Annotated in this window: 24 protein-coding genes; 13 read left to right on the forward strand and 11 right to left on the reverse strand. The window is 72.2% G+C overall.

Annotation, left to right across the window (positions count from 1 at the left end; genetic code table 11):
* Nucleotides 1-86: 86 nt before the first annotated feature.
* Nucleotides 87-749: a TetR/AcrR family transcriptional regulator gene (locus tag OG406_RS35005; RefSeq protein WP_266610881.1), complete on the forward strand. Its 663-nt coding sequence runs from the start codon at nt 87-89 to the stop codon at nt 747-749.
* 95 nt (nt 750-844) lie between these two features.
* Here OG406_RS35005 and OG406_RS35010 read toward each other — a convergent pair whose 3' ends face one another.
* The 4 genes from OG406_RS35010 to OG406_RS35025 form a co-directional block, all read right to left on the reverse strand.
* The gene (locus OG406_RS35010; protein ID WP_164373447.1) at nt 845-1,279 is read right to left on the reverse strand and encodes a PTS-dependent dihydroxyacetone kinase phosphotransferase subunit DhaM; all 435 of its coding nucleotides are present in this window, start codon (nt 1,277-1,279) and stop codon (nt 845-847) included.
* Nucleotides 1,272-1,871 (reverse strand): dihydroxyacetone kinase subunit DhaL, encoded by a 600-nt coding sequence (gene dhaL, locus OG406_RS35015; protein ID WP_267052427.1) that lies wholly within the window; start codon nt 1,869-1,871, stop codon nt 1,272-1,274. The genes OG406_RS35010 and dhaL overlap by 8 nt, the downstream gene beginning before the upstream one ends.
* A gap of 82 nt (nt 1,872-1,953) precedes the next feature.
* Nucleotides 1,954-2,946 (reverse strand): dihydroxyacetone kinase subunit DhaK, encoded by a 993-nt coding sequence (gene dhaK / locus OG406_RS35020; RefSeq protein WP_164373450.1) that lies wholly within the window; start codon nt 2,944-2,946, stop codon nt 1,954-1,956.
* Between the two features lie 364 nt (nt 2,947-3,310).
* Nucleotides 3,311-4,492 carry an acyl-CoA dehydrogenase family protein gene (locus tag OG406_RS35025; protein ID WP_326843837.1) on the reverse strand — a complete coding sequence of 394 codons (1,182 nt, stop codon included), beginning with the start codon at nt 4,490-4,492 and terminating at the stop codon, nt 3,311-3,313.
* Between the two features lie 330 nt (nt 4,493-4,822).
* Here OG406_RS35025 and OG406_RS35030 point away from each other — a divergent pair, with 330 nt between their 5' ends.
* Nucleotides 4,823-5,395 carry a TetR/AcrR family transcriptional regulator gene (locus OG406_RS35030; RefSeq protein WP_164373453.1) on the forward strand — a complete coding sequence of 191 codons (573 nt, stop codon included), beginning with the start codon at nt 4,823-4,825 and terminating at the stop codon, nt 5,393-5,395.
* A 49-nt stretch (nt 5,396-5,444) separates the two neighbouring features.
* Here OG406_RS35030 and OG406_RS35035 read toward each other — a convergent pair whose 3' ends face one another.
* From OG406_RS35035 to OG406_RS35045, 3 genes are read right to left on the reverse strand one after another with little or no spacing between them, the layout of a single operon-like run.
* A complete protein-coding gene (locus tag OG406_RS35035) occupies nt 5,445-6,356 on the reverse strand; it encodes an ATP-binding cassette domain-containing protein (protein WP_329189674.1) in 912 nt (303 codons plus the stop codon).
* 8 nt (nt 6,357-6,364) lie between these two features.
* Complete coding sequence (locus OG406_RS35040; protein WP_266610870.1) at nt 6,365-7,438, reverse strand: ABC transporter permease; 1,074 nt, start codon at nt 7,436-7,438, stop codon at nt 6,365-6,367.
* Nucleotides 7,438-8,457, reverse strand: coding sequence for a sugar ABC transporter substrate-binding protein (locus OG406_RS35045; RefSeq protein ID WP_267052430.1), 1,020 nt, complete (start codon nt 8,455-8,457; stop codon nt 7,438-7,440). Before OG406_RS35045 ends, OG406_RS35040 begins: the two co-directional genes overlap by 1 nt.
* A 372-nt stretch (nt 8,458-8,829) precedes the next feature.
* On the opposite strand from OG406_RS35045, the gene OG406_RS35050 reads away from it, so the two are divergent.
* Together OG406_RS35050 and iolB are read left to right on the forward strand one after the other, a co-directional pair.
* The gene (locus tag OG406_RS35050) at nt 8,830-9,708 is read left to right on the forward strand and encodes a Cgl0159 family (beta/alpha)8-fold protein (RefSeq protein ID WP_267052431.1); all 879 of its coding nucleotides are present in this window, start codon (nt 8,830-8,832) and stop codon (nt 9,706-9,708) included.
* A gap of 234 nt (nt 9,709-9,942) precedes the next feature.
* Nucleotides 9,943-10,827 (forward strand): 5-deoxy-glucuronate isomerase, encoded by an 885-nt coding sequence (gene iolB, locus OG406_RS35055; protein ID WP_266853484.1) that lies wholly within the window; start codon nt 9,943-9,945, stop codon nt 10,825-10,827.
* A 58-nt stretch (nt 10,828-10,885) separates the two neighbouring features.
* Here the strand turns inward: iolB and OG406_RS35060 are convergent, their stop codons facing one another.
* The 3 genes from OG406_RS35060 to OG406_RS35070 all read right to left on the reverse strand — a co-directional run bounded on the left by OG406_RS35060 (nt 10,886) and on the right by OG406_RS35070 (nt 13,588).
* Nucleotides 10,886-12,043: a Gfo/Idh/MocA family protein gene (locus tag OG406_RS35060; protein WP_329189680.1), complete on the reverse strand. Its 1,158-nt coding sequence runs from the start codon at nt 12,041-12,043 to the stop codon at nt 10,886-10,888.
* Between the two features lie 108 nt (nt 12,044-12,151).
* A complete protein-coding gene (locus OG406_RS35065) occupies nt 12,152-12,847 on the reverse strand; it encodes a type 1 glutamine amidotransferase domain-containing protein (RefSeq protein ID WP_164373465.1) in 696 nt (231 codons plus the stop codon).
* Between the two features lie 177 nt (nt 12,848-13,024).
* On the reverse strand, nt 13,025-13,588 hold the full coding sequence (locus OG406_RS35070; RefSeq protein WP_329189682.1) for a PadR family transcriptional regulator: 564 nt from the start codon (nt 13,586-13,588) through the stop codon (nt 13,025-13,027).
* 82 nt (nt 13,589-13,670) lie between these two features.
* Between OG406_RS35070 and OG406_RS35075 the strand changes: the two genes are divergently transcribed.
* Together OG406_RS35075 and OG406_RS35080 are read left to right on the forward strand one after the other, a co-directional pair.
* On the forward strand, nt 13,671-14,063 hold the full coding sequence (locus OG406_RS35075; protein WP_164373469.1) for a nuclear transport factor 2 family protein: 393 nt from the start codon (nt 13,671-13,673) through the stop codon (nt 14,061-14,063).
* Between the two features lie 51 nt (nt 14,064-14,114).
* Nucleotides 14,115-14,489, forward strand: coding sequence for a four-helix bundle copper-binding protein (locus OG406_RS35080; protein WP_266610860.1), 375 nt, complete (start codon nt 14,115-14,117; stop codon nt 14,487-14,489).
* A gap of 18 nt (nt 14,490-14,507) precedes the next feature.
* Here the strand turns inward: OG406_RS35080 and OG406_RS35085 are convergent, their stop codons facing one another.
* Nucleotides 14,508-15,092, reverse strand: a complete 585-nt coding sequence (locus OG406_RS35085) for a histidine phosphatase family protein (protein ID WP_329189686.1) — start codon at nt 15,090-15,092, stop codon at nt 14,508-14,510.
* A 247-nt stretch (nt 15,093-15,339) separates the two neighbouring features.
* Between OG406_RS35085 and OG406_RS35090 the strand changes: the two genes are divergently transcribed.
* The 7 genes from OG406_RS35090 to OG406_RS35120 all read left to right on the forward strand — a co-directional run bounded on the left by OG406_RS35090 (nt 15,340) and on the right by OG406_RS35120 (nt 22,532).
* Complete coding sequence (locus OG406_RS35090; protein WP_266610857.1) at nt 15,340-16,530, forward strand: acyl-CoA dehydrogenase family protein; 1,191 nt, start codon at nt 15,340-15,342, stop codon at nt 16,528-16,530.
* 292 nt (nt 16,531-16,822) lie between these two features.
* Nucleotides 16,823-17,662, forward strand: coding sequence for a SigB/SigF/SigG family RNA polymerase sigma factor (locus tag OG406_RS35095; RefSeq protein ID WP_329189689.1), 840 nt, complete (start codon nt 16,823-16,825; stop codon nt 17,660-17,662).
* A 35-nt stretch (nt 17,663-17,697) separates the two neighbouring features.
* Entirely contained in the window at nt 17,698-18,099 is a 402-nt protein-coding gene (locus OG406_RS35100) for an ANTAR domain-containing protein (RefSeq protein ID WP_329189691.1), read from the forward strand.
* Nucleotides 18,080-18,424, forward strand: a complete 345-nt coding sequence (locus tag OG406_RS35105) for a hypothetical protein (protein ID WP_329189694.1) — start codon at nt 18,080-18,082, stop codon at nt 18,422-18,424. The genes OG406_RS35100 and OG406_RS35105 overlap by 20 nt, the downstream gene beginning before the upstream one ends.
* A gap of 514 nt (nt 18,425-18,938) precedes the next feature.
* Complete coding sequence (locus OG406_RS35110; RefSeq protein WP_266853469.1) at nt 18,939-20,000, forward strand: PucR family transcriptional regulator; 1,062 nt, start codon at nt 18,939-18,941, stop codon at nt 19,998-20,000.
* Between the two features lie 258 nt (nt 20,001-20,258).
* Nucleotides 20,259-21,602, forward strand: coding sequence for a chloride channel protein (locus tag OG406_RS35115; protein WP_329189696.1), 1,344 nt, complete (start codon nt 20,259-20,261; stop codon nt 21,600-21,602).
* 75 nt (nt 21,603-21,677) lie between these two features.
* Nucleotides 21,678-22,532, forward strand: coding sequence for an oxygenase MpaB family protein (locus OG406_RS35120; RefSeq protein ID WP_329189698.1), 855 nt, complete (start codon nt 21,678-21,680; stop codon nt 22,530-22,532).
* The last annotated feature ends 27 nt before the right edge of the window (nt 22,533-22,559 follow it).

The following is a 22,559-nucleotide window of genomic DNA, read 5'->3' on the forward strand; positions in this document are numbered from 1 at the left end:
GAAAGTCCGGGAGGCGGCGGGGAGATCGCTAGACTCGGGCCCCGCTCCCGGCCCCGGGCGGCGGACGCGGATCCGAGGAGTCAGCGGTGTCGGACGGTTCGAACGGCGAACACGCGGGACGGGGGCGCGGCCGCACCGGCCGGCCACCGCTCACCGACGAGCGCAGGGCCGCGTTCCGCCAGGAGATCGCCCGTGCGGCGGTGGAACTCTTCGTCGACCAGGGCGTCACCGCCACCACCGGGGAGCAGATCGCCCAGGCCGTCGGCGTCTCGTCGCGGACCCTGTGGCGCTACTTCCCGAGCAAGGAGAGCTGCGTCAGCCCGCTGTTCGCCGCCGGGATCGACGCGATCGCCGCGGCCCTGCGGGCCTGGCCCGAGGGCGGCCCGCTGGAGGACGCACTGGAACGCGCCACGAGCGGCGAGGGCCTGATGCCGCTCCCGCAGTTGCCGAGGGTCCGCGCACTGCTGCGGCTCACCCGCACCGAACCCGGACTGCGGGCCGTCTGGCTCCAGGCCCACGACGACGCCGAACCGGCATTCGCCCGCGCCCTCGCCGACCGGGCCGGGCTCACCGCCGTGGACCTGCGCTCGGAGATCCAGGCGGCCATGCTCAACGCGGCGCTGCGCGCGGCGGTGGAACACGACGCCTGGCGCACCGACGCCGACGGGTCCAGCCTCGCGAGCACGCACTCCGAGGTGACCGCGACCGTCCGGTCGGCCCTCGGCGTGGTGGCGCGAGGGATCTCCTGACCCGGGGCGCCGAATCGCCGGACACGGCGACAGTCGCGACGGTGGGCTCCGTCGCGGCTGCCGGGACACCTCGGACTCTCCGGGGCGAGCCGTCCTCACTCCTTGCGGTAGCCGTACGCCTCCGCTGCCGCCGCCTCCACCGCGGCGAGGTCGCCGCCCGCCGACGCCGTGACCACAGCCGCCACCGCGCCCTCGACGAACGGGGCGTCCACCAGGCGGGTGTTGTCGGGGAGTTCGTCGCCTTCGGCGAGCAGCGCCTTGACCGTCAGCACGGCGCTGCCCAGGTCCATGAGCACGGCCACGCCGGCGCCCCCGTCCACGGAGGCGGCCGCCGCGGCGATGAGTTCCGAACTGGTGCCGAGACCGCCGTCCGTCGTGCCGCCCGCCGCGGCGACGGGAGCAGTCGTGCCGCCACCGGCCAGGCCCGTCGCCAGTTCGGCGACGGACGACGCGACGGCGGCACTGTGCGAGACCAGCACGATGCCCACGAGCGATCCCGTGGTCCCGGAGGTGTTCGCGGTGTCACTCACCGGCCGCCTCCACGAGTGCTCCGATCAGGAGCGACGAGGACGTCGCGCCCGGGTCCTGATGGCCGATGCTGCGCTCGCCCAGGTAGCTCGCCCGGCCCTTGCGGGCCTGGAGCGGCGTCGTCGCCACCGCACCCTCCTCGGCCGCCGTCTTCGCCGCCCCGAACGACTCGCCCAGCGCGTCGACCGCGGGAACGAGGGCGTCGATCATGGTCTTGTCGCCGGGCGCGGCTCCGCCCAGCGCCATGACCGCGTCGACGCCCGCGCGCAACGCGTCCGCGAGCTGTTCCTCGCTGACCTCGCCGGCGTCACCCAGCGCCTTGCCGGTCCGGCGCAGCAGCGTTCCGTACAGCGGCCCGGACGCGCCGCCGACCGTCGAGATCAGCTGCCTGCCGGCCAGTGTGAGCACTCCGCCGGGGGTGTCCGGGGCCTCCTTCTCCAGCGTGGCCACCACGGCGACGAACCCGCGCTGCAGGTTGCTGCCGTGGTCGGCGTCACCGATCGGCGAGTCCAGGTCGGTGAGCCGCTCTGCCTCGCGGTCCACGGACGCGGCGGTCGCCGTCATCCAACGGCGGAAGAAATCGGCGTCGAGCACGGAATCTCCTTGCGTGGTACGGAAAGTGACCTGGAGCCGGCCGGTTGACCTCCGGTGACGGCCGACTGCGTGTTGACCGCGTTCACACGCCCCAGCGCAGGCCCGGCGTCTTCACCGGTGCGTCCCACAGGCGCAGCAGCTCCTCGTCGACCTGGCACAGCGTCACCGAGGCACCGGCCATGTCCAGCGAGGTCACGTAGTTGCCGACCAGCGTGCGGGCCACCGCGACGCCGCGCTCCGTCAGGACGCGCTGCACCTCGGCGTTGAAGCCGTACAGCTCCAGCAGGGGAGTGGCGCCCATGCCGTTCACCAGGACCAGCACCGGGTTGCGCGGCGTGAGGTCCTCCAGGATCGCCTGCACGGAGAAGTCGGCGATCTCCCGCGAGGTCATCATCGCGCGCCGTTCCCGTCCCGGCTCGCCGTGGATGCCGACGCCGAGCTCCAGCTCCCCGGCCGGCAGGTCGAAGGTCGGGCTGCCCTTGGCCGGGGTCGTGCAGGCGGCGAGGGCGACGCCGAAACTGCGCGAGTTCTCGTTGACCTGCGTGGCCAGTGCCTGGACGCGGTCGAGAGGGGCGCCCTCCTCGGCGGCGGCGCCGGCGATCTTCTCGACGAACAGGGTGGCGCCCGTGCCGCGACGGCCGGCCGTGTACAGGCTGTCGGTGACCGCCACGTCGTCGTTGACGAGCACCTTGGCGATCTGGATGCCCTCGTCCTCGGCCAGCTCGGCCGCCATGTCGAAGTTCAGGACGTCACCGGTGTAGTTCTTCACGATGAAGAGCACTCCGGCGCCGCTGTTCACGGCCGCCGCGGCCCGCAGCATCTGGTCCGGCACCGGTGACGTGAAGACCTCGCCGGGACAGGCCGCGGACAGCATGCCGGGTCCCACGAACCCCCCGTGCAGCGGCTCGTGCCCGGAACCGCCGCCGGAGACGAGGCCCACCTTTCCCGCGACCGGGGCGTCCCGGCGGACGATCACGCGGTTCTCTACGTCCACCGTCAGCTCGGGATGGGCGGCCGCCATGCCCCGCAGCGCGTCCGCGACCACCGTCTCCGCCACGTTGATGAGCATCTTCATGGGAACCTCCTGGTGAGAAGAGTCGCTGGGCTCCTTCTCCCATAATGCCCACGTTTGGGGCGGGTCCGTCGGTCGGCGGCCGCGGCGCGGCCCCGCTCGGGCCGACGCGGGCCGGAGACGACCGGCCCCGCCCGCCGCGAACGCGCCCGACCGGCCGGTCGTCCCGGCCGGCGAGCGGATCGGCGGTGCGAGGAGCTCACCCTCGGAAGTATCGGCGCTCGGGCGGCGATGGTCACGTGCGCGGACGTCCTTCGGTGCACGCGGCGCACCCCGGCATCGGTCCGGCACGCTTCCGGTGCCCCGTCTTCGCATCCGGCGCGTGAGACGCGTCCGGCGCGCGCGGGCCAGTCGTCCGGACCGGTCCCTACTTCGTCGCGTTGCGCACCTGGAGGGTGCCGCGTTCGCTCTCCTTCAGGCCGCGGCCGATGATCAGGCGCTGGATCTGGTTGGTGCCCTCGAAGATCTGCATCACCTTGGCCTCGCGCATGTAGCGCTCGACCGGGAAGTCGCGGGTGTAGCCCGCGCCGCCCAGCACCTGGACCGCGTCGGTGGTGACCTTCATGGCGTTGTCCGTCGCGATGAGCTTGGCGATCGAGGCCTCGGACTGGAAGGGCAGGCCCTCGTCCTTGAGCCGGGCGGCCGCCAGCGTGGTGGCCCGGGAGGCCTGGACCGCCGCGGCCATGTCGGCGAGGACGAAGGCGAGGCCCTGGTGCTCGATGATCGGCCGGCCGAAGGTCTCCCGCTCCCGCGAGTAGCGCAGGGCGTGGTCGAGCGCGCCCTGGGAGAGACCCGTGGCCACCGCGGCGATGCCGAGCCGTCCGCAGTCCAGTCCGGCGAAGGCGATCCGCAGGCCCTCGCCCTCCTCGCCGAGCCGGCGGCTCGCGGGGACCCGGGCGTTCTCGAAGCGGACCGTGGCGGTCGCGGACCCGGTCAGGCCCATCTTCTGCTCCGGGGGATCGGCCACCACGCCCGGTGTGTCGGCGGGGACGAGGAAGCACGAGATGGCGTGCGAGCCGGAGTCCGACGTACGCGCCATGACCGTGTAGAAGTCCGCGTGGCCGCCGTGGGTCGTCCACGCCTTGGCGCCGTTCAGCACGTAGGCGTCGCCGTCCCGTACGGCGCGCGTGCGCATCGCTCCCGGGTCGGAGCCTGCGTGGGCCTCGGACAGGCAGTAGGCGCCGAGCAGCTCGCCGCCGAGCATGTCGGGCAGCCACTCCTTCTTCTGCTCCTCGGTGCCGAACGCGGCCAGCGCGTAGCAGGACAGCGCGTGCACCGAGATGCCGACGGCCACGCTCGCCCACACGGCGGCGATCTCCTCCAGCACCTGGAGGTAGACCTCGTACGGCTGGTCGCCGCCGCCGTGCTCCTCGGGGTACGGCAGGCTCAGCAGTCCGGCCTGTCCGAGCGTGCGGAAGACGTCACGGGGGAAGCGTGCCTCGGCCTCCGCCTCGGCGACACGCGGGGCCAGCTCCTTCTCGGCGAGCTCGCGCGTCAGGGCGATCAGGTCGACGGCTTCCGGTGAGGGGAGCGTGCGGGTCGCGGGCATGGGACGTCCTCGGGGGGTGCGGTCCCGCGCTGCGGGATTTTGATACTCCAGGCGATACAAGAGTATCGTTTTTGGTACCGCTCGGCCATGGGTGACCGCGCCCGCGTGTCGGGAGGCGGATTCCGTGCGGTGGGCGCCGAGGGTCGGGGTGGACGGGTGCGTCCCGCCTCGATCCCGTCGTCACCGGATCGCGGAGGCTCCTCGCCGGGTCCGCCGGGTCCGCCGGGTCCGCCGGGTCCGCCGGGTCCGCCGGGTCGGCGCATGCCGTGCCCGGTCGTCCCCGCTCAGGGGTGACGGTTGCCCTCGGGGTGGAGCGGTTAGGCTGAGATCATGCCGTCCCCTCGCCGCACCGCGCGTCAGACCGACCTGTTGGAACGGCTCGTCGCGCTGCTGGTGGCGGAGGGGTTCGCGGCCTTCACGCTCGACGAGCTGACCGAGCGGCTGCGCTGCTCGAAGACCACGCTGTACCAACTGGCGGGCAGTAAGCAGGAGTTGGTGCGCGAGGCCGTGAAGCACTACTTCCGCGAGGCCGCCCAGTCCGTCGAGAAGCAGGTCGCCGACACCTCCGCGCCCTCCGAGCGCGTGGTGGTGTACCTCAGCGCGGTCGCGCAGCAGCTGAGGCCGCTGTCCCGGCAGTTCCTCGACGACATGGCCGGATTCCAGCCGGCGCGCGAGGTCTACGAGGCCAACACGCGCCTCGCCGCGGCCAGGATCCGGCAGCTGATCGCGGACGGCGTCACCGCCGGAGCCTTCCGCGACGTCCACGCCGCCTTCGTCGGCGAGGTCGTCGCCGCGACCATGCAGGAGATCCAGCGCGGCGAGGTGGCCGCGCGCACGGGACTGAACGACGCCGAGGCCTACGCCGAGCTGGCGTCCCTGATCGTCCACGCCGTCTCCCCCTGACGGGCGCCCCCCCAGCCCGGGGACGGGGGCGCCCGTGTCTCAGGCGGGTTCAGGCGGGTTCGTCCGGCGCGGCGGACGGCGTGCGCAGGTCGTCGGCCTCCGGCAGCCCCGCCACGTCGACCCCGCGCACTTGTGCCAACTCGTGCTTGAGGGCCGCGAGTTCGCTGCCTCCCGCCATGTGGTGGGTGAGGTCCTCCAGGCTCACCTCGCTGCGGGCCGCGCTGAGTTCGAGGGTGCCGAGGCGCAGAACGCTGAAATGGTCGCCGACCATGTAGGCGTGGTGCGGGTTGTGCGTGATGAAGATGACGCCGAGGCCCCGCTCCCGGGCCGCCGCGATGTACTTCAGGACGACACCGGACTGCTTGACCCCGAGCGCGGCGGTCGGCTCGTCGAGGATGAGGACGCGTGCGCCGAAGTGGACCGCCCGCGCGATCGCCACGGACTGGCGCTGGCCGCCGGAGAGCGTGCCGATCGGCTGGTCGAGATCGTCGAGATCGATCCCCATGGTGCGCAGTTCCTCGTCCGCGGTCCGCTTCATCCGCGCGATGTCGAGACGCCGCACGGGCCACGGGCCCTTCGTCAGCTCGGAGCCGAGGAAGAAGTTCCGCCACACCGGCATCAACGGAACCGTCGCCAGGTCCTGGTAGACGGTCGCGATGCCCTTGGCGAGCGCCTCGCGCGGGGTGCCGAAGCGCACCGCCGTGCCGTCCACGAGGAACTCGCCCTCCGTGTGCCGGTGCAGTCCGGAGACGATCTTGATGAGGGTGGACTTGCCGGCGCCGTTGTCTCCGAGGACGCAGGTCACCCGGCCGGGGTGGACGGTCAGGGAAACCCCGTGCAGGGCACGGATGTTGCCGTACGACTTGCCGGCTCCGCGCAGTTCGACGATCGCGCCGGCGCCGTCCTTCCTCGGGGTCTTCGGGAGGACCGTGCCCGGTGCCTCTGGTCCGTCGGCTGTCATGGGCCGCTTCACCTCCGGGTCGCCGTGCGGCGGACCAGCAGATTGACGAGCGTGGCGCCGAGCAGCATCACGCCGAGGAAGGCCTTGAACCAGTCGGGGTTCCAACCGGCGTACACGATGCCCTGGTTCACCATGCCGAACATGAAGGCGCCGAAGACCGGCCCGATCGCCGAGCCGTAGCCGCCGGTGAGCAGGCACCCGCCGATCACGGCGGCGGCGATGTAGATCAGTTCCTGGCCGACGCCCTCGCCGGACTGCACGGTGTTGAAGGAGAACAGCTGGTGCATGCCGACGAACCAGGCGCCGAACCCGACGGTCATGAAGAGTGTGATCTTGGTGAAGGTCACCGGGACGCCGACCGCGCGGGCACTGTCCTGGTCGCCGCCGACCGCGAAGACCCAGTTGCCGTACTTGGTGCGCAGCAGTACCCAGGTGGCCAGCGCGGCGAAGACCAGCCACCAGACGACGGTGATCTTCACCTGTACGCCGCCGACGTCGAAGGACGAGGCGAAGATCCTCCTGGCCTGGCCGAAGCCGTCCATGGTGCTGATGTCGTCGGTCGCGACGTTGCCGGTGACCAGCTTGGTGACGGCGAGGTTCACCCCCTGAAGGATGAGGAACGTGCCGAGCGTGACGAGGAAGCTCGGCAGTCCGGTGCGGACCATCATCCAGCCGTTGAACGCCCCGATCGCGAGCGAGGCGACGAGCGCGACGATCACACCCACCCATATGTTCATGGTGAGTTGATAGCTGAGCATGCTCGCGGTCAGCGCCGAGGTGATCACCGCGACGCCGGACGACAGGTCGAACTCGCCGCCGATCATCAGCAGGGCGACGGGCAGGGCCATGATGCCGATCGTCGACGACTGGTAGAGCACGGTCGCCATCGAGGCGCCCGAGCGCACCGGCGGCGCCGCGATCAGGAAGAAGACGAACACCGCCGCCGCGCCGAGGAAGACCCCGACCTCGGGCCGGGCGAGCAGCCGCAGGGTGAGGGGGCGTGGTGCTCCTCGTCCCGCGGTCCGCGGGGGGCCGGGATCCGGCGGCGCGCTCACCACCGGTTCGGCCTGCCGGGCGCTCATCACCTGGTGCCCTTCGTGGCGAACCTGGCCACGGAGTCGGCGTTGTTCTTGTCGACGAAGGCCGGACCGGTCAGGGTCGGCTGCTCCCCGCCACCGCTGTAGTTGCCGTTGTTCTTGTAGAGCCACAGCGAGTCCACCGCCAAGTAGCCCTGCAGATAGGGCTGCTGGTCGACGGCGAACTGGATGGTGCCCTTGCTGATGGCGCCGGTGAGTTCCTTGTTGAGGTCGAAGGTGGCGATCTTCGCCTTGCTGCCGGCGTCACCGACCGACTGCACGGCGGTCAGGGCGTAGGGGGCGCCGAGTGTGACGACGTAGTCGATCGCCGTGTCCTGCTTGAGCTTGGCCGTGATGGTCGACTTCACGGACGGCATGTCGGTGCCGTTGACGTAGAGCGTCTCGGTCTTCCCGCCGAACGTCTTCTTCATGCCGTCGCAGCGCTGGGTGAGCCCGACGTTGCCCTGCTCGTGGACCACGCAGACGGCCTTCTTGGCGCCCTCGGAGTTCAGCCGCTTGCCGAGTGCCTCGCCCGCGACGGTCTCGTCCTGGCCGAAGAACTCCATCAGCCCGAGCTGCTTCCAGTCGCTGACACCGGAGTTGAGTCCCACGACCGGTATGCCGGCCGATGTCGCCTTGCCCACCACGGACTTCATGGCGCCCGGCTTGGCGAGGGTGATCGCGATGCCGTCGACCTTCTGGTCGATCGCGTTCTGGACGAGGTTCGCCTGGCTGCCGGCGTTCGGGTCGGCGGAGTAGACGAGCTTGATGTTGTCCTTGGCGGCGGCGGCCTCCGCCCCCTTGCGGACGATGTCCCAGAACGTGTCCCCTGGTCCCTGATGGGTGATCAGAGCCACTTTCATCGCAGGGGTGTTGGCCTTCCCCGCGGCGGCACCGTCCGCGCTCTCCTCGGCCTTCTTGCCCCCCGAACCGCTGGAGCAGCCGGCGGCCAGCAGGGCGGACGCGGCGGCCAGGGCCACGAGGGGGGCGATTCTCCGTGAACGGGGGTGGGGCGTGCGATCCATCTTTCCAGCACCTCACTGTGCGGCCGGGGAAAGGGAACGGGGCGGCGCCGGGAGCGGGGCCCGTACGGGACCCGGACGGCGAGGTCCGGGCGTGAGCCGGTGGAGCGGCGGTTCGTTGGGACGGGATACAAGCCCCTGGAGCACCCGGCTGTCAAGACTTTGTTAAGACATCATTTCAGAAGCAGGTCCGAATGTCCGTACAAAGTCTTGACAGTGGGGAGCCACGGGTCCTAGACCTGGATCCACCGGGCGCCCCGTTGCCCGCGCCCTCACATCGGGAGCGTCACGACGGCCCGGGCCGGCCCTGCCCCGGACCGGTGCCGAGGGGCGTGCGAACGGGCTGACCGACGCCCACCCCGAACGGAGCCCGACGTGAGCATCACCATCCCCGACCTCGTCAGGGTGCGCGCCCGCCACCCCGAGGCCATCGCCGAAGCGGCAGCCCGCCGGACCCGCCGCCCCCTCGTCGGACCCACCGGGCGTCTGATGATCGTGGCCGCCGACCACCCGGCACGCGGCGCCCTCGGCGTCGGAGACCGCCGGCTCGCCATGGCCAACCGTGCCGACCTCCTCGAACGGCTCTGCGTCGCGCTGTCCCGGCCCGGCGTCGACGGCGTGCTCGCCACCGCCGACATCCTGGAGGACCTGCTGCTGCTCGGCGTCCTGGAGGACAGGGTCGTGATGGGTTCCCTGAACCGGGGCGGACTCGCCGGAGCCTCCTTCGAGATGGACGACCGCTTCACCGGCCACCGCCCCGAGGACATCGAACGGCTCCGTTTCGACGCCGGCAAGCTCCTGCTGCGTATCGACTACGACGACGCCGGCTCACTGCGGACCCTGGGCACCGCCGCCGGCGCCGTCGACGCCATGGCGTCGCGCCGACTGCCGCTGTTCGTCGAGCCGTTCATATCCCGCCGGGAGCCGGGCGGATTCCGCAACGACCTCGGCGCGGAGGCCGTGACCCGCTCCATCGCCATCGCGTCGGGGCTCGGCGGCACCTCCGCGTACACCTGGCTCAAACTGCCGGTCACCCGCGACCCCGACGCCATGGCCCAGGTCCTCGAGACCTCCACCCTGCCCGCCGTCCTGCTCGGTGGCGAGGTCGGCCGGGACCAGGAGGGGGCCTACGAGAGATGGCGCAAGGCGCTGCGGCTCCCCACCGTCCAGGGCATGGTCGTCGGCCGCTCGCTGCTCTACCCGGCCGAGGGCGACGTGGAGACGGCGGTCGACACCGCGGTCGGCCTGCTCTGAACGTCCCGGTCGGTCCGCTCCGCACGCCGGTACGTCCTTCACGCCCGTACGCCCTTCGCGTGAAAGCGGGTACGGGTATCCCGGGCGCCGCACCGATCCGCACCGGATCCGCCCCGCCCGCGGAGCCCCGCGAACGCCCCCACCCCGGGAGGGAGTCACCGTCCACCGCGTCCCGACCGAGCCGCAGCACACCCGTCCACGACCCGGCGCGCACACCCGTACAGGAGCCACCCGATGACCACCACGCACCATCTGCCCGCCGGGACGACCGGCACCGACGTCCACGCCGTCGACGTCTCGCCCGCGTCGGCCGGCTGGGCCCACTCGTCGCTGCGGGTGCTGGAGCTGCCGCCCGGCGGCCGGCACACGTTCGCCACCGGCGACAGCGAATGGATCGTCCTGCCGCTCGCGGGCGGCTGCACCGTCGTCGTGGAGGGCGAGACCTTCCCGCTGGCCGGGCGGACCGGTGTGTTCGAGGGCGTGACCGACTTCGCGTACGTTCCGCGCGACGCCGAGGTCGTGGTCGCCTCCCGTGACGGCGGCCGGTTCGCGCTCACCGGCGCCCGCTGCGACCGCCGGCTGCCCGCCCGCCACGTGCCCGCGTCCTCCGTCCCGGTCGAGCTGCGCGGCACCGGCAACTGCTCGCGGCAGGTCAACAACTTCGGCGCGGCGGGGGTCCTCGACTGCGACCGGCTCATCGCCGTCGAGGTGATCACACCGGGCGGCAACTGGTCGTCCTTCCCGCCGCACAAGCACGACGAGCACCGGCCCGGCGAGGAGTCCGAGCTGGAGGAGATCTACTACTTCGAGTTCGCCCCGCACGAGGGCGTCCCCGGCCTCGGCTACCAGCGGGTCTCGCCCTCCGGCCACGGCACCGGGACCGACGTCCTCGCCGAGGTGCGCGACGGCGACGTGGTGCTCATCCCGGACGGCTGGCACGGCCCGTCGATGGCCGTGCCGGGCCACCACATGTACTACCTCAACGTCATGGCGGGCCCCGATCCCGACCGTGCCTGGCTGATCCGCGACCACCCCGACCACGCCTGGATCCGCGCCACCTGGCCCGAACAGCCCGTCGACCCCCGCCTGCCCCTCTACACCGCTCCCGAAAGGTCGTGATGAGCACGGCCACGCGCCGGCTGACGACGCCCCAGGCGCTCCGACTGCCCGCGCGCCTTCACCCGCCGACCGCGACCCAGCCGCCCGACGCCGCGGACCGTGCCATCGCGTCGAGCGCCGTCGCGCTGCGGACGGCGTCGTCCGGCGTGGCGCCGTGGGACACGCCGTCCGCGATGGACCGCAGGAAGGTGTACGCCTCGATGACCTTGAGGTCGTCGTAGCCCATGCTGTTCGCCGCGCCCGGCTGGAAGGCGCCGTACTCCCCGGCACCAGGACCGACGTACACGGTGTCGACCGGCTGGTCCTGGTAGCCGGTTCCGCGGCCGACCCCCAGTTCGCCCATGCGGCGGAAGTCCCAGAACACCGCGCCCTTCGTGCCGTGCACCTCGAAGCCGTAGTTGTTCTGCTCGCCCACCGAGACCCGGCACGCCTCCAGGACACCGCGCGCCCCGGAGGCGAAACGCAGCAGGCAGTTGACGTAGTCCTCGTTCTCCACCGGCCCGAGGTCACCGCCCGCCGCGCGGGTGTGGCCCGCCGTGGCCCCGGCGGGACGGGGCCGCCGCGGCACGAACACCGCGGTGTCCGCCACCAGTGCCTCGATCTCGCCGAGCAGGAAACGGGCCAGGTCGACACCGTGCGACGCCAGGTCGCCGAGGACCCCGCTGCCGCCCCGCTCCCGTTCGAAGCGCCAGGTGAGCGCCGACTCCGGATGCGCCGCGTAGTCGCTGAGGAGCCGCACGCGCGCGTGCGTGACGTCGCCGAGCTCGCCGGAGGCGATCAGCTCACGGGCCGCCACCACGGCGGGCGCGCAACGGTAGTTGAAGCCGACCGCGCCCCGGACCCCGGCCGCCGCGACCGCGTCGGCGACCGCCCGGGCGTCGTCGGCGTCCCGTCCCACCGGCTTCTCGATCCAGAGGTGCCGGCCGGCCTCCGCCACCGCCGTGCCGATCTCGCGGTGCAGGAAGTTCGGCGCGGTCACGCTCACGGCCTCGACCCGGGGGTCGGCGAGGAGCTCGCGCCAGTCGCGGGCGACGGTGGCGAAGCCGTAGCGCTCCGCCGCCTCCTCGGCCCGGCCGGGCACCTCGTCGGCCACGGCCACCAGCGTGGGCCGCAGGGCGAGATCGGGGAAATGGTGCGGCACGCGCGCGTAGGCCCGGGTGTGCACCCGGCCCATCCAGCCGAACCCCACGACGGCGACACCGAGCGTACGCATCACGCCTGCCCCTTCCTCGGACCGGTCCGGCACCCGTGGCGCACGGCCGCGCCGTCCAGGGTGTGTCAGCGGTCGCCGAGGGTCTTCCACGACCGGCCGGCCGTCATGCGCTCAGCCCAGCTTCTTCAGCAGCTCCGTGGCGAGCGGGGCGGCGGAGGCGGGGTTCTGGCCGGTCACGAGATTCCGGTCGACGACGACCTTCGGGGCCCACGCCTCGCCCTCCTGGAAGTCGACGCCGGCGTCGACGAGCCGGTCCTGGAGCAGCCACGCGGCCTTGTCCGCGAAACCCGCCTGGGTCTCCTCGGCGTTGGTGAACGCCGTGACCCGGTAGCCCGCGAACGCGTTGGAGCCGTCGTCCCGGGTCGCGGCCAGCAGGGCCGCCGGACCGTGGCACACGACGCCGAGCGGCTTGCCCGACTCCAGCGCCGCGGTGAGCAGCCCGCCCGATTCGGCGTCGACCGACAGGTCCTCCATCGGACCGTGGCCGCCCGGGTAGAACACGGCGGCGTAGTCGTCGAGATCCACGTCGGACAGCTTGACCGGGTGCTTGAGTTCGCTCATGGACGCGACGGTGCGCGCGACCCGGTCGGAGCCCTCCTGGCCGCCGTTGAACTCGGGCGCCAGGCTGCCCTGGTCCATCGTCGGCTCGACCCCGCCCGGCGTGGCGACGACGACGTCGTGACCGGCGGCCCTGAAGGCCTCGTACGGAGCCGCGGCCTCCTCGGCCCAGAAACCGGTGGGGTGCCGGGTGCCGTCGGCGAGCGTCCAGTGATCGGCGCCGGTCATCACAAAAAGGATCTTCGACATGGTGCGTCCTTCCGGGTGTGCGGACCCTGTCGGGCCGGGGTTCCGGCTACCCGTCCAGGTGCTCCGCACACGGATCGTCGGGGGGCGGTTGCCTCCTCGACCGTAGGCGGGCCGGACGCGGGAGACCAACCGGGGTGCAGCCGGCCGTACCGCGTGTCCCGCCCCGGTACGGCCGGCCTACCGCGGCACGGGCGTGCGGTGTTCCAGGACCAGCAGCGCCTGTTCCGCCCAGGCGATGTTCGCCTGCTCGAAGGCGCGTCCCCCCTGGAGAGTGAGGTACGGGCCGACGCGTTCGGCGGTGGCCAGATACGCCTCCTCGGTCCGCCCGTCGAGCAGGCGGTCGCCGATCCGGTCGTAGTGCGCCAGCTTGGCCCGGGCCCCCTCCAGCCGCTCGGCGATCGCCGTCCGTACGGCGTCGGCGTCCCCCTCGTCGAGGGCGTACACCTTGACCATCAGCTCGTCGCGCAGGGCGGTGGGCCGCGCGGGCGCCGCGGTGAAGGCGGCCAGCGTGTCCAGGCCCGTCGCGGTCAGGGAGAACACCCGCTTGTTGGGCCGGCGCTCCTGGCGCACCAGCCGGGCCTCGATGAGCCCGTCGGACTCCATGCGGTCCAGCTCGCGGTACAGCTGCTGCGGGGTCGCCATCCAGAAGTTGGCCACCGAGGCGTCGAATCCCTTGGCCAGGTCGTACCCCGACGCCTCACCCTCCAGGAGCGCGGCCAGTACCGCGTGTCGCAATGCCATCCCCCAAGGCTAGACGGCATACACCGGCACGACTAATCTTATGCGCACCTATTCAATTAGTTGCGTATGAGAGGTGGGCGTGATGAACGCGTTCCGCAAGGCCGTGGAGGCCGGGGACCTCGCCGCTGTCGAGGAGCTGCTGGCCGACGACGTCGTGTTCACCAGCCCCGTCGCCTTCAAGCCCTACCCGGGCAAGCCGATCACCGCGGCCATCCTCCGAGGCGTCTGGCGCGTCTTCAGCGACTTCCGCTACGTCCGGGAGATCGCCGGGGCCGACGGCCGTGACCACGCGCTCGTCTTCACCGCCAAGGTGGGCGACAAGGAGATCAACGGCTGCGACTTCCTGCACTTCGACGAGGACGGCCGGATCGACGAACTCATGGTCATGGTGCGGCCGTTGTCGGCGGCTCAGGCGCTCTCCGCCGCGATGGGCGCGGAGTTCGAGCAGATCTCACGGGAGGCGGCCGGCGCGTGAGGCGTCCCTCCCGCGCCGTTTGAACCGACTCCCGGCGGCTACACGGTAGTTGTGACTTCCACTACATCCCAGCAGGAGCTCTTCCGCTTCCTGGAGGACCGCTTCGTCTGCGCCCAGGCCTGCAGCCAGTGCGCCCGGGCCTGCGCGCTGCGCGCGAGCCTCATGAATCCGGACGGGCCCGAGGAGCAGGCTCTGGTGCGGCGCAAGGGCGTGCTGTGCGCGGAGGTCTGCGAGGCGACCTGCCACATGCTGTCCCGGCAGGTCGGACAGGACGAGCGGGACGTCCGGGCCCAGCTGGAGTGGTGCCGTGACGTCTGCCTGGAGTGCGCGGAGGTCTTCGACGGGTTCCCCGGCGCGGAGGGCTCGGCCAAGACCTGCCGCGAGTGCGCGCAGGCCTGCGCGGACTTCCTCGCCACCCTGAGCTGACCGCGCGGCCGCGCCGGCTCAGGCCCGTTCCTCCAGCGGGCGCCCCGCACGGACGTTCCAGCGGCCGGCCCGCCCGCTGAACTCCGTGGCGGTGAGCGGCGCCACGTCCACTCGCCAGAACGCCGCCTCCGGCGCGCCCAACGCCCGTACCAACAGGGCCCGTACGACCTCCGGCTCCACCACCGCGACGATCCTGCCGTCCTGCTCGGCGGCCCGCTCCAGGCACCAGGCCACCCGGTCGCAGAACGCCCGCACCGACTCCCCGCCGTGCGGCGCCGACGCCGGATCCGCGAGCCAGCGCGCGACCGCCTCCGGCTCCGCCGCGCTCACCTCGCCCAGCGTCGCCCCGCGCCAGCGGCCCACCTCCAGCCCGGCCAGCTCCGGCACGTCGACGGCGTCGTCGAGACCGAGCGCCCCCGCGGTCTGCCGGCAGCGCACGCTGGGGGAGACCCACAGCCGGTCCCCGGCCGGCACGGCACCCGCGTCGGCCACCGCTCCCGCCGCCCGCAGACCCGAGGCGTCCACCGGACTCCCGTCGTCGAAGCGGGCCTCGCGCAGCGCCTCACTGATCGCCGCTGAGATCAGCGTCACTCGGCTCGTCATGCCATCACTCTCACGCGTCCTCGGACCCCTGCGGACGCAAGAGCCCTGTCCTGTACGGGAATCGCCCCCGGCCTGCCGACGGGCCCGCCGCACCCGGTCGCGCCACCCTAAGGCCCACCGCCCCGAACCCGCCGCGCGCTCCCCCTCGCCCCCGGACCAGGTGCCCGCGTCATCACCATTCCCCATTTGTGGAACACGTTCTACCGTGTGCGCCGTCAGGTCGGGCCCGGGAAGGCAAGGAGGCACCGTGCATCTCGAATACACGCCGGAGCAGCAGCGGTTGCGGACCGAACTGCGGGACTACTTCGCCGAACTGGTGCCGGACAACGCCTACGCGCGCTACGGCGATCCGGCGGCCCAGAAACGCTTCTACCGCGAGACCGTCCGGCGGCTCGGCACGGACGGCTGGCTGGGCGTCGGCTGGCCCGAGGAGTACGGCGGGCGCGGCCTGAGCCCGATGGAACAGTTCATCTTCTTCGACGAGGCCGCCCAGGCGGGCGTACCGCTGCCGCTGATGGCCCTGAACACCGTCGGACCCACGATCATGCAGTTCGGCACCGACGAGCAGAAGGCCTACTTCCTGCCGCGCATCCTCTCCGGCGAACTCGACTTCGCGATCGGCTACAGCGAACCCGACGCCGGAACCGACCTCGCCGCGCTCAGGACCAAGGCCGTCCGGGAGGGCGACGAGGAGACCGGCCACTACACCGTCGACGGCCAGAAGATCTGGACCACCAACGGAGACACCGCCGACTGGGTGTGGCTCGCCGTCCGCACCGACCCCGACGCCCCGCCCCACAAGGGCATCACCATGCTCCTCGTCCCGACCTCCGACCCCGGCTACTCCTGCACACTCATCAACACGCTCGCCTCGCACGACACCACCGCGAGCTACTACGAGAACATCCGCGTCCCCGCCACGCGCCGGGTCGGCCGGGAGAACCAGGGCTGGCGGCTGATCACCAACCAGCTCAACCACGAGCGCGTCACCCTCGCCGCGCACGGCACCATGGCCATCCGCGCCCTGCACGACGTCCAGCGCTGGGCCATGGAGACCAAGCTCGGTGACGGCCGCCGCGTCGTCGACCTCCCCTGGGTGCGCCGCGGCCTCGCCCGCACGCACACGCGCCTCGACGCCATGAAGCTCATGAACTGGCAGATGGTGAACGCCGTCCAGCACGGCACCCTCACCCCGCAGGACGCCTCCGCCGTCAAGGTCTACGGCTCGGAGGCCCGCCGGGACGCCTACGCCGCGCTCATGGAGATCGTCGCCGTGCCCGGCGTCCTCAAGGAGGGCTCGGCCGGAGCCGTCCTGCACGGCGAACTCGAACGCGGCTACCGCTCCGCGGTGATCTTCACCTTCGGCGGCGGGAACAACGAGATCCAGCGGGAGATCATCGCCTGGATCGGACTGGGGATGCCCCGGGTGCGGCGCTAGCGGATCGGCCGACGCCCTCGGACGGCACCGGGTGCTGATGGAGAGTCTGGTGTCCAGCCGGCCCACGGCGTGGCCCTTCGGCCGGGCGTGGTTGTTTGCGGGAGTGGGCACGGGGCAGGCGGGGTTGTGTGCTTCGGACCGGAGGCGCGTGCCGAGCGGAGGAGACCCGCGGCCGCGATGTCCTTCGCCGGTCCGCGCAGCTCCCTCCGTGCGGTGGCCCATCACTCTCGTCCGGGCCCGCGCTCGTTGATCCTGCGGATCGCCCGGACATGCTGTTCAGGAGGGATCCCGCGTGCCGACCGAAAGCACCGCAGACCACCCGCACACCGACGCCGTTTCTGTACCCCGGACCGCCGAATCCGTTTCCGCCGACCGCGGTTACGACGACTCGCCAGAGACCGACGCGCTCTTCGCCCGGCTGGTGGAGCTGGACGACGGGCCGGAGCGGGACACGGTGCGCGACGAACTGGTGCGTCTCTGGCTGCCCATGGCACACCGGCTTGCCGGCCGGTTCCGTGACCGCGGGGAAGCCATCGACGACCTGCGTCAGGTCGCCGCCCTGGGTCTGGTGAAGGCCGTCGACCGTTTCGATCCGGTCCGGGGCGCCTTCGAGAGCTATGCGATCCCGACGATCACCGGCGAGGTGAAACGTCACTTCCGTGACCGGATGTGGGCCGTACGTGTCCCGCGCCGCGTCCAGGACCTGCGCAACCGCGTACGGCTGGCACGCCGGGAGCTGAGCCAGCGGCCCGGCGCCGCCGAGCCGACCTCCGCGGAGATCGCCGCTCACACCCGCCTGACGGAAGAAGAGGTCCACGACGGGCTGGAGGCCATGGAGAGCTTCAGCACCCTCTCGCTGGACGCCGAGACAGGGGCCGCCGACGACGGTTACAGCCTCGGCGACACCCTGGGCAGTACCGACTCCTCCTTCGACACCATCGTCGACCGTGAGGCGGCGGCCAAGGAACTGCGCCGGCTTCCCGAGCGGGAGCGGGCCGTCCTCTACATGCGCTTCTTCGAGGACATGACGCAAAGCCGCATCGGCGAGAAGCTCGGCATCTCCCAGATGCACGTCTCCCGCCTCATCTCCCGCAGCTGCGCCCGCGTCCGCAAGGGGGCCCTGGCCCAGTGACGCGGGAAAAGAGGCAGTCAAGGAGACAGGCCCAGATGAGTCAGCTGTTGACCCTCGGTCACGGCGAACAGCCCACGGGCCGCCCGGAGAATGGGCAGATCCCGCAGCCGGGACAGCCGCTGCGACAGGGGACACAGCAGGCCGTGGTCGAGCGGGCCACGGGTGTGGTGATGGCCTTGGGACGGCTCGATGCGGGACAGGCCGGGACCGTCCTGTCCGAGGTTTCCCGGCGCACGGGCATCGCGCAGGACCGTCTTGCCGAACTGCTCACGGTCTGGGCCCCCACCGGCGACCTGAACCTGGGACTTCGGATCGCCCTGGAAGAGGCGATCCGCGACCAGCACCGTGCCGGCCCGCCGAGGGCGGAGCCGGTGCGGGGACACCCGGGTGACCGGACGGTTCGGGAGGGAGGGGACCATGTTGTCTCACGCCCTTGAGAGCGGTGTGCTCGTCCTCACCGTGGAGGACGACTCCGGTCCCCGGGACGAGGATCTGGCGGCCCTGATCAGCGACCTGATCCACGTGCACGCTCCCAACCCCGCGGTCGTCGTCCTGGGCCGTACCGTGACCGGTGCGGTGATCGAAGCCGTCGCGGAAGCCCATCATCGGTGCAGGCACCTGCGGACCTTGATGTCGGTGGCGACACCCAGCGCTCCCGCCCGTCGGGCCCTGCAGGGTCGGGCCACCGCTGATGGTGGTGGCCTGGTGGTCCACGCCCGCGCCGATACCGCCATCGCCACGGCGTGTGCCACCGCGGCCTGACCGCCACCGCCACGACGCCGGTCGAGGCGTCGGCCGGCTGTCGCAGCGGGCGCAGACCGTAAAGGGGTCCTGAAGGCACCCGGCACGCCCGGCCCGGCTGAAAGGGGATCAGAAGGTGGGCACCGCAACCGTCTCGGGGTTGACCGCGGCACCCACCCCTGCCGTCACCGTCGTCCGGAGGATGGACACACGGGTACGTGCTGGTGCGCCTGCCCGTCCGTGCCACGGGCAGGCTCGGCCGACCGAGTGATCCACCGGGCGGGTGTCGCCGGGCGGGCCGGGGCACAGCGCCGCACGCCGCGCGGTCCGGCGGCGCACCGCTCCTTCCGGATCCCGTGCCGGACACCATCTGCCGGTGTCCGGCATCGGAACCCTCCGCAGTGCTCCCCGGACGTCATGGTGCACGGCGGATGCGACTGCGCGCATTGCCGATTCCCGGCAGCGTTCATTAAGGTCTCCATGCCGGTGAGGCGTCAAGAATCCGTCATCGGCGCGTCAAGATGCGGGGGACGACGTGACCGAGCGGGGAAATCCCGTGCATCATCTGCACGGCTATGCCGAGATCCTGGCCGACGTCTCCGTCACCGGGCGACGTCTCACCCGCGACGAGATCGAGTCCCGGCGCGCCCTCGGGGAGCAGGCCGCGGACGCCGGCCACGGGTTGCGCAGTCTCATCAGCGAACACCTGACCGCCGCTCGTGCCGCCTGGCCTCAGACGAACGGCGGCTCAACCGACACCGCGCTCGGAGCGGTGCAGCAGGTGATAGACGCCTTCGCCGAGGGCTACGAACGCGCCCAGCGCCAGGCCGTACGCCAGGAAGAGGCGGCCCGCCGCGAGTTCATCGACGATCTCCTCTACGGACGCAGCGACCTGGGCCGCCTCGCCGAACGTGCCGTGCGCTTCGGGCTGCGGCTCGCGCACGCGCACGCCGTCGCCGTCGCCGAAGGGCCGGCCGCCTACGACGAGGGCGACGCGGTGGCGCAGCAGGTCGAACGCGCGCTCATCGGCCGGTTCGGCGACCGCGACATCCTCCTCACCACCAAGGACGGGCGGCTGCTGTGCATCGCCCCCGGCCACCAGGACGACGTCCTCGCCTATTTCGCCAAGCAGGCGCACGGGGCCACCGACGGCGGCCGTGTCGCCATCGGCCGGCCGCAGCCCGGCCCCGGCGGCGTCGTCCAGTCCTACGAGGAAGCCCTCAACGCCCTCGAACTGGCGGAGCGGCTCGGCCTCGACGATCCGGTTCTGCGCGCCGCGGACCTGCTGGTCTATCCGGTCCTGACCCGCGACCGCCAGGCCATGGCCGACCTCGTGCTCGACGCGCTCGGACCGCTCAGGACCGCCCGCGGCGGCGCACAGGTTCTCCTGGACACCCTGACCGCGTACTTCGAGTGCGGCTGCGTCGCCGCGGAGGCCGCCCGGCGTCTGACGCTGAGTGTGCGCGCCCTGACCTACCGCCTGGAACGCATCCACAAGCTCACCGGCGCCAACCCGGCCGACCCCGCCCACCGCTACATGCTGCAGACCGCGGTGATCGGAGCGCGGCTGCTGGACTGGCCGGCCCGGGAGCTCTGAACCCCGCCGTCGGCCGAGCCGACGAAGCACGGAGCACCCGCATCCCCCCAGGCCCACCGGCACACGCCGAGGGGTGGTCCGTGCTGCCGAGGAGCGGTGACCGCGGGGGCCGGGCTGGGCCGTCGGAACGGCATTCGGGGAATCGCCGGGCGGCCACGGACCCGGCGCGGCCGGCACGCGGCGACGCGGTGGTAAGAACGCCTGAGGCCTGTCGGCCGACGTGACCGGACGGCTTCCGACGCTGAGGAGACCATGAGGATGTCGGCCACTCCCGTCGGATCGCCGGGCACGACACCACCGGATCCGTTCGCCCTGGTCCGCAGCCGCAAGTACGCGGTCCTGCTCGTCATCGCGGCGCTCCTCGGCATCCCGATCTCCGCCGCGGCCTTCGGGTTCCTCGCACTCGTCTCCGAGCTCCAGTCGCTCACCTACACCGATCTGCCGCGCGGCCTGGGCTTCGACGGGACCCCCTCGTGGTGGCCGATCCCGCTGCTCGCCCTGGCCGGACTCCTGGTGGCGCTGAGCATCCGCTACCTGCCGGGGGAGGGGGGACACAAACCGGCCGAGGGCCTCGTGGCCAAAGGAGCGCCTTCAGCGGCCGAACTTCCCTCGGTCGCACTCGCCGCGGTGGCGTCCTTGAGCGCCGGAGTGGTCCTCGGGCCCGAGGCGCCGCTCATCGCCCTCGGCGGTGGCCTGGCCGTGCTCTCGATCCGGGCCCTGAAACGAGACGTGCAGCCGAACGCGATCGCCGTGCTGGGCGCGGCGGGGAGTTTCGCGGCGGTGAGCACCTTGCTCGGCTCCCCCTTGCTCGGCGCGTTCCTCCTGATGGAGGCCGCGGGCATCGGCGGCGTGATGATGGGGGTCGTCCTGGTCCCCGGGCTGCTCGCGGCCGGGGTCGGCGCACTGATCTTCACCGGACTGGGGTCCTGGACAGGTCTGGGGACGTACTCCCTGGTCATCGCCCACGTGCCGGCGGCCGGCCGCCCCGACGTCGCCGGCTTCGGCTGGGCGGTCGCCATCGGCGTGGCCGCCGCCCTGCTCGGCGCCGCCATCCGCCGGCCCGCGCTCCTCCTGCAGGCCCACGTCGATCGCCGACGCGTTCCGCTCACCGTCCTGGCCGGCGTGCTGGTGGGCGTGGTGGCCTTGGTCTACGCGGAGTGGACCGGCAGGGCGGCGTCCGGAGTGATGTACTCCGGACAGAGCGCGCTGGGCCCGCTGCTGGCGGACCAGGCCGGCTACACGGCGGGCACCCTGGTGATCCTCGTGGTCTGCAAGGCGCTCGCCTACAGCCTCTCCCTCGGCGCCTTCCGCGGCGGACCGGTCTTCCCGTCCATGTTCGTGGGCGCCGCCGGCGGCCTGGCCATGGCCCATCTCCCCGGCCTGGACGTGACGTCCGGCTTCGCGATGGGCGTCGGAGCGATGTGCGTCGCGATGCTGAAACTGCCGATGACGGCCGTCCTCCTGGCCACGCTGCTGCTCGGCACGCAGGGCATCACCGTGATGCCGCTCGTGATCGTCTCGGTGGTGGTCTCCTACGTGCTGTCCCTGCGACTCACCCCGGCACCCCCGCCGTCACCGGTCCCGGACGCGGGACCCCGGTGAGAGCCGGTCGGCCATCACCGCAGGTCGGGGATGCCTCGTGTGTGCCGCCCGTGGATCCTGGGCACACCTGACCCGATGGAGCCCGACGGACGCGGCGACCCCGGCCTCTTCGGACCCGGCTCGGTCACCTGGCAGCTGCACGGCGACCCCATGATGTGGGTCGCCGGGATCCGTGCGCTCTACCTCCAGGCGCTGCACCCCCGCGCCGTACGGGGCGTCTTCCAGAATTCGGACTTCCGGCGCGACGCCTGGGGCCGCCTGATGCGCACCGCCCACTTCGTCGGGACGACCACGTACGGCACGACCGCCGCAGCGGAGAAGGCCGGCGCCCGGGTGCGCGGGATCCATCGCAGGCTGACCGTCACCGACCCGGAGACCGGTGAGCCGTACCGGGTCGACGAGCCGGAGCTGCTGCTGTGGGTGCACTGCGCCGAGATCGACTCCTACCTCCATGTGCTGCGCCGCTCCGGATTCCGCCTCACGGACGCCCAGGCCGACCGGTACGTCGCGGAGAACCGCGTCGGAGCCCGCCTCGTCGGGCTCGACCCCGCAGGAGTCCCGGCGGACCAGGCAGAACTGGCCGCCTACTTCGAGAAGACGCTCCCCGAACTGGCCGCGGGCACGGAGGCCCGTGACGTGGACGACTTCCTCACGCGTCCCCCCGTCCACCCGCTGCTCGTGCCGGCGCGCGCCCTGCTGTGGCGGCGCGTGGCGCGGCTCGCGTACGGCGCGCTGCCGCCGTACGCCCACGCGCTGTACGGCCGGCCGGCCCCGCCGCCCGCCGCGGGCACCAGGAGCCTGCGCACCACGGGCACCACACTGCGCCTCGTTCCCGCGACGCTGCGCTGGCAACTCCCGCCCAAGCACATTCTCTCGGCCGTGTCACGGCTCGGCCCCGGCTCCCGCCCTGCCGCGTACAAAGTCGGCTGACGGCTCGCCATACTGGACGGGGCCCGG

Source organism: Streptomyces sp. NBC_01428 (genome assembly GCF_036231965.1).
Lineage (GTDB): Bacteria > Actinomycetota > Actinomycetes > Streptomycetales > Streptomycetaceae > Streptomyces.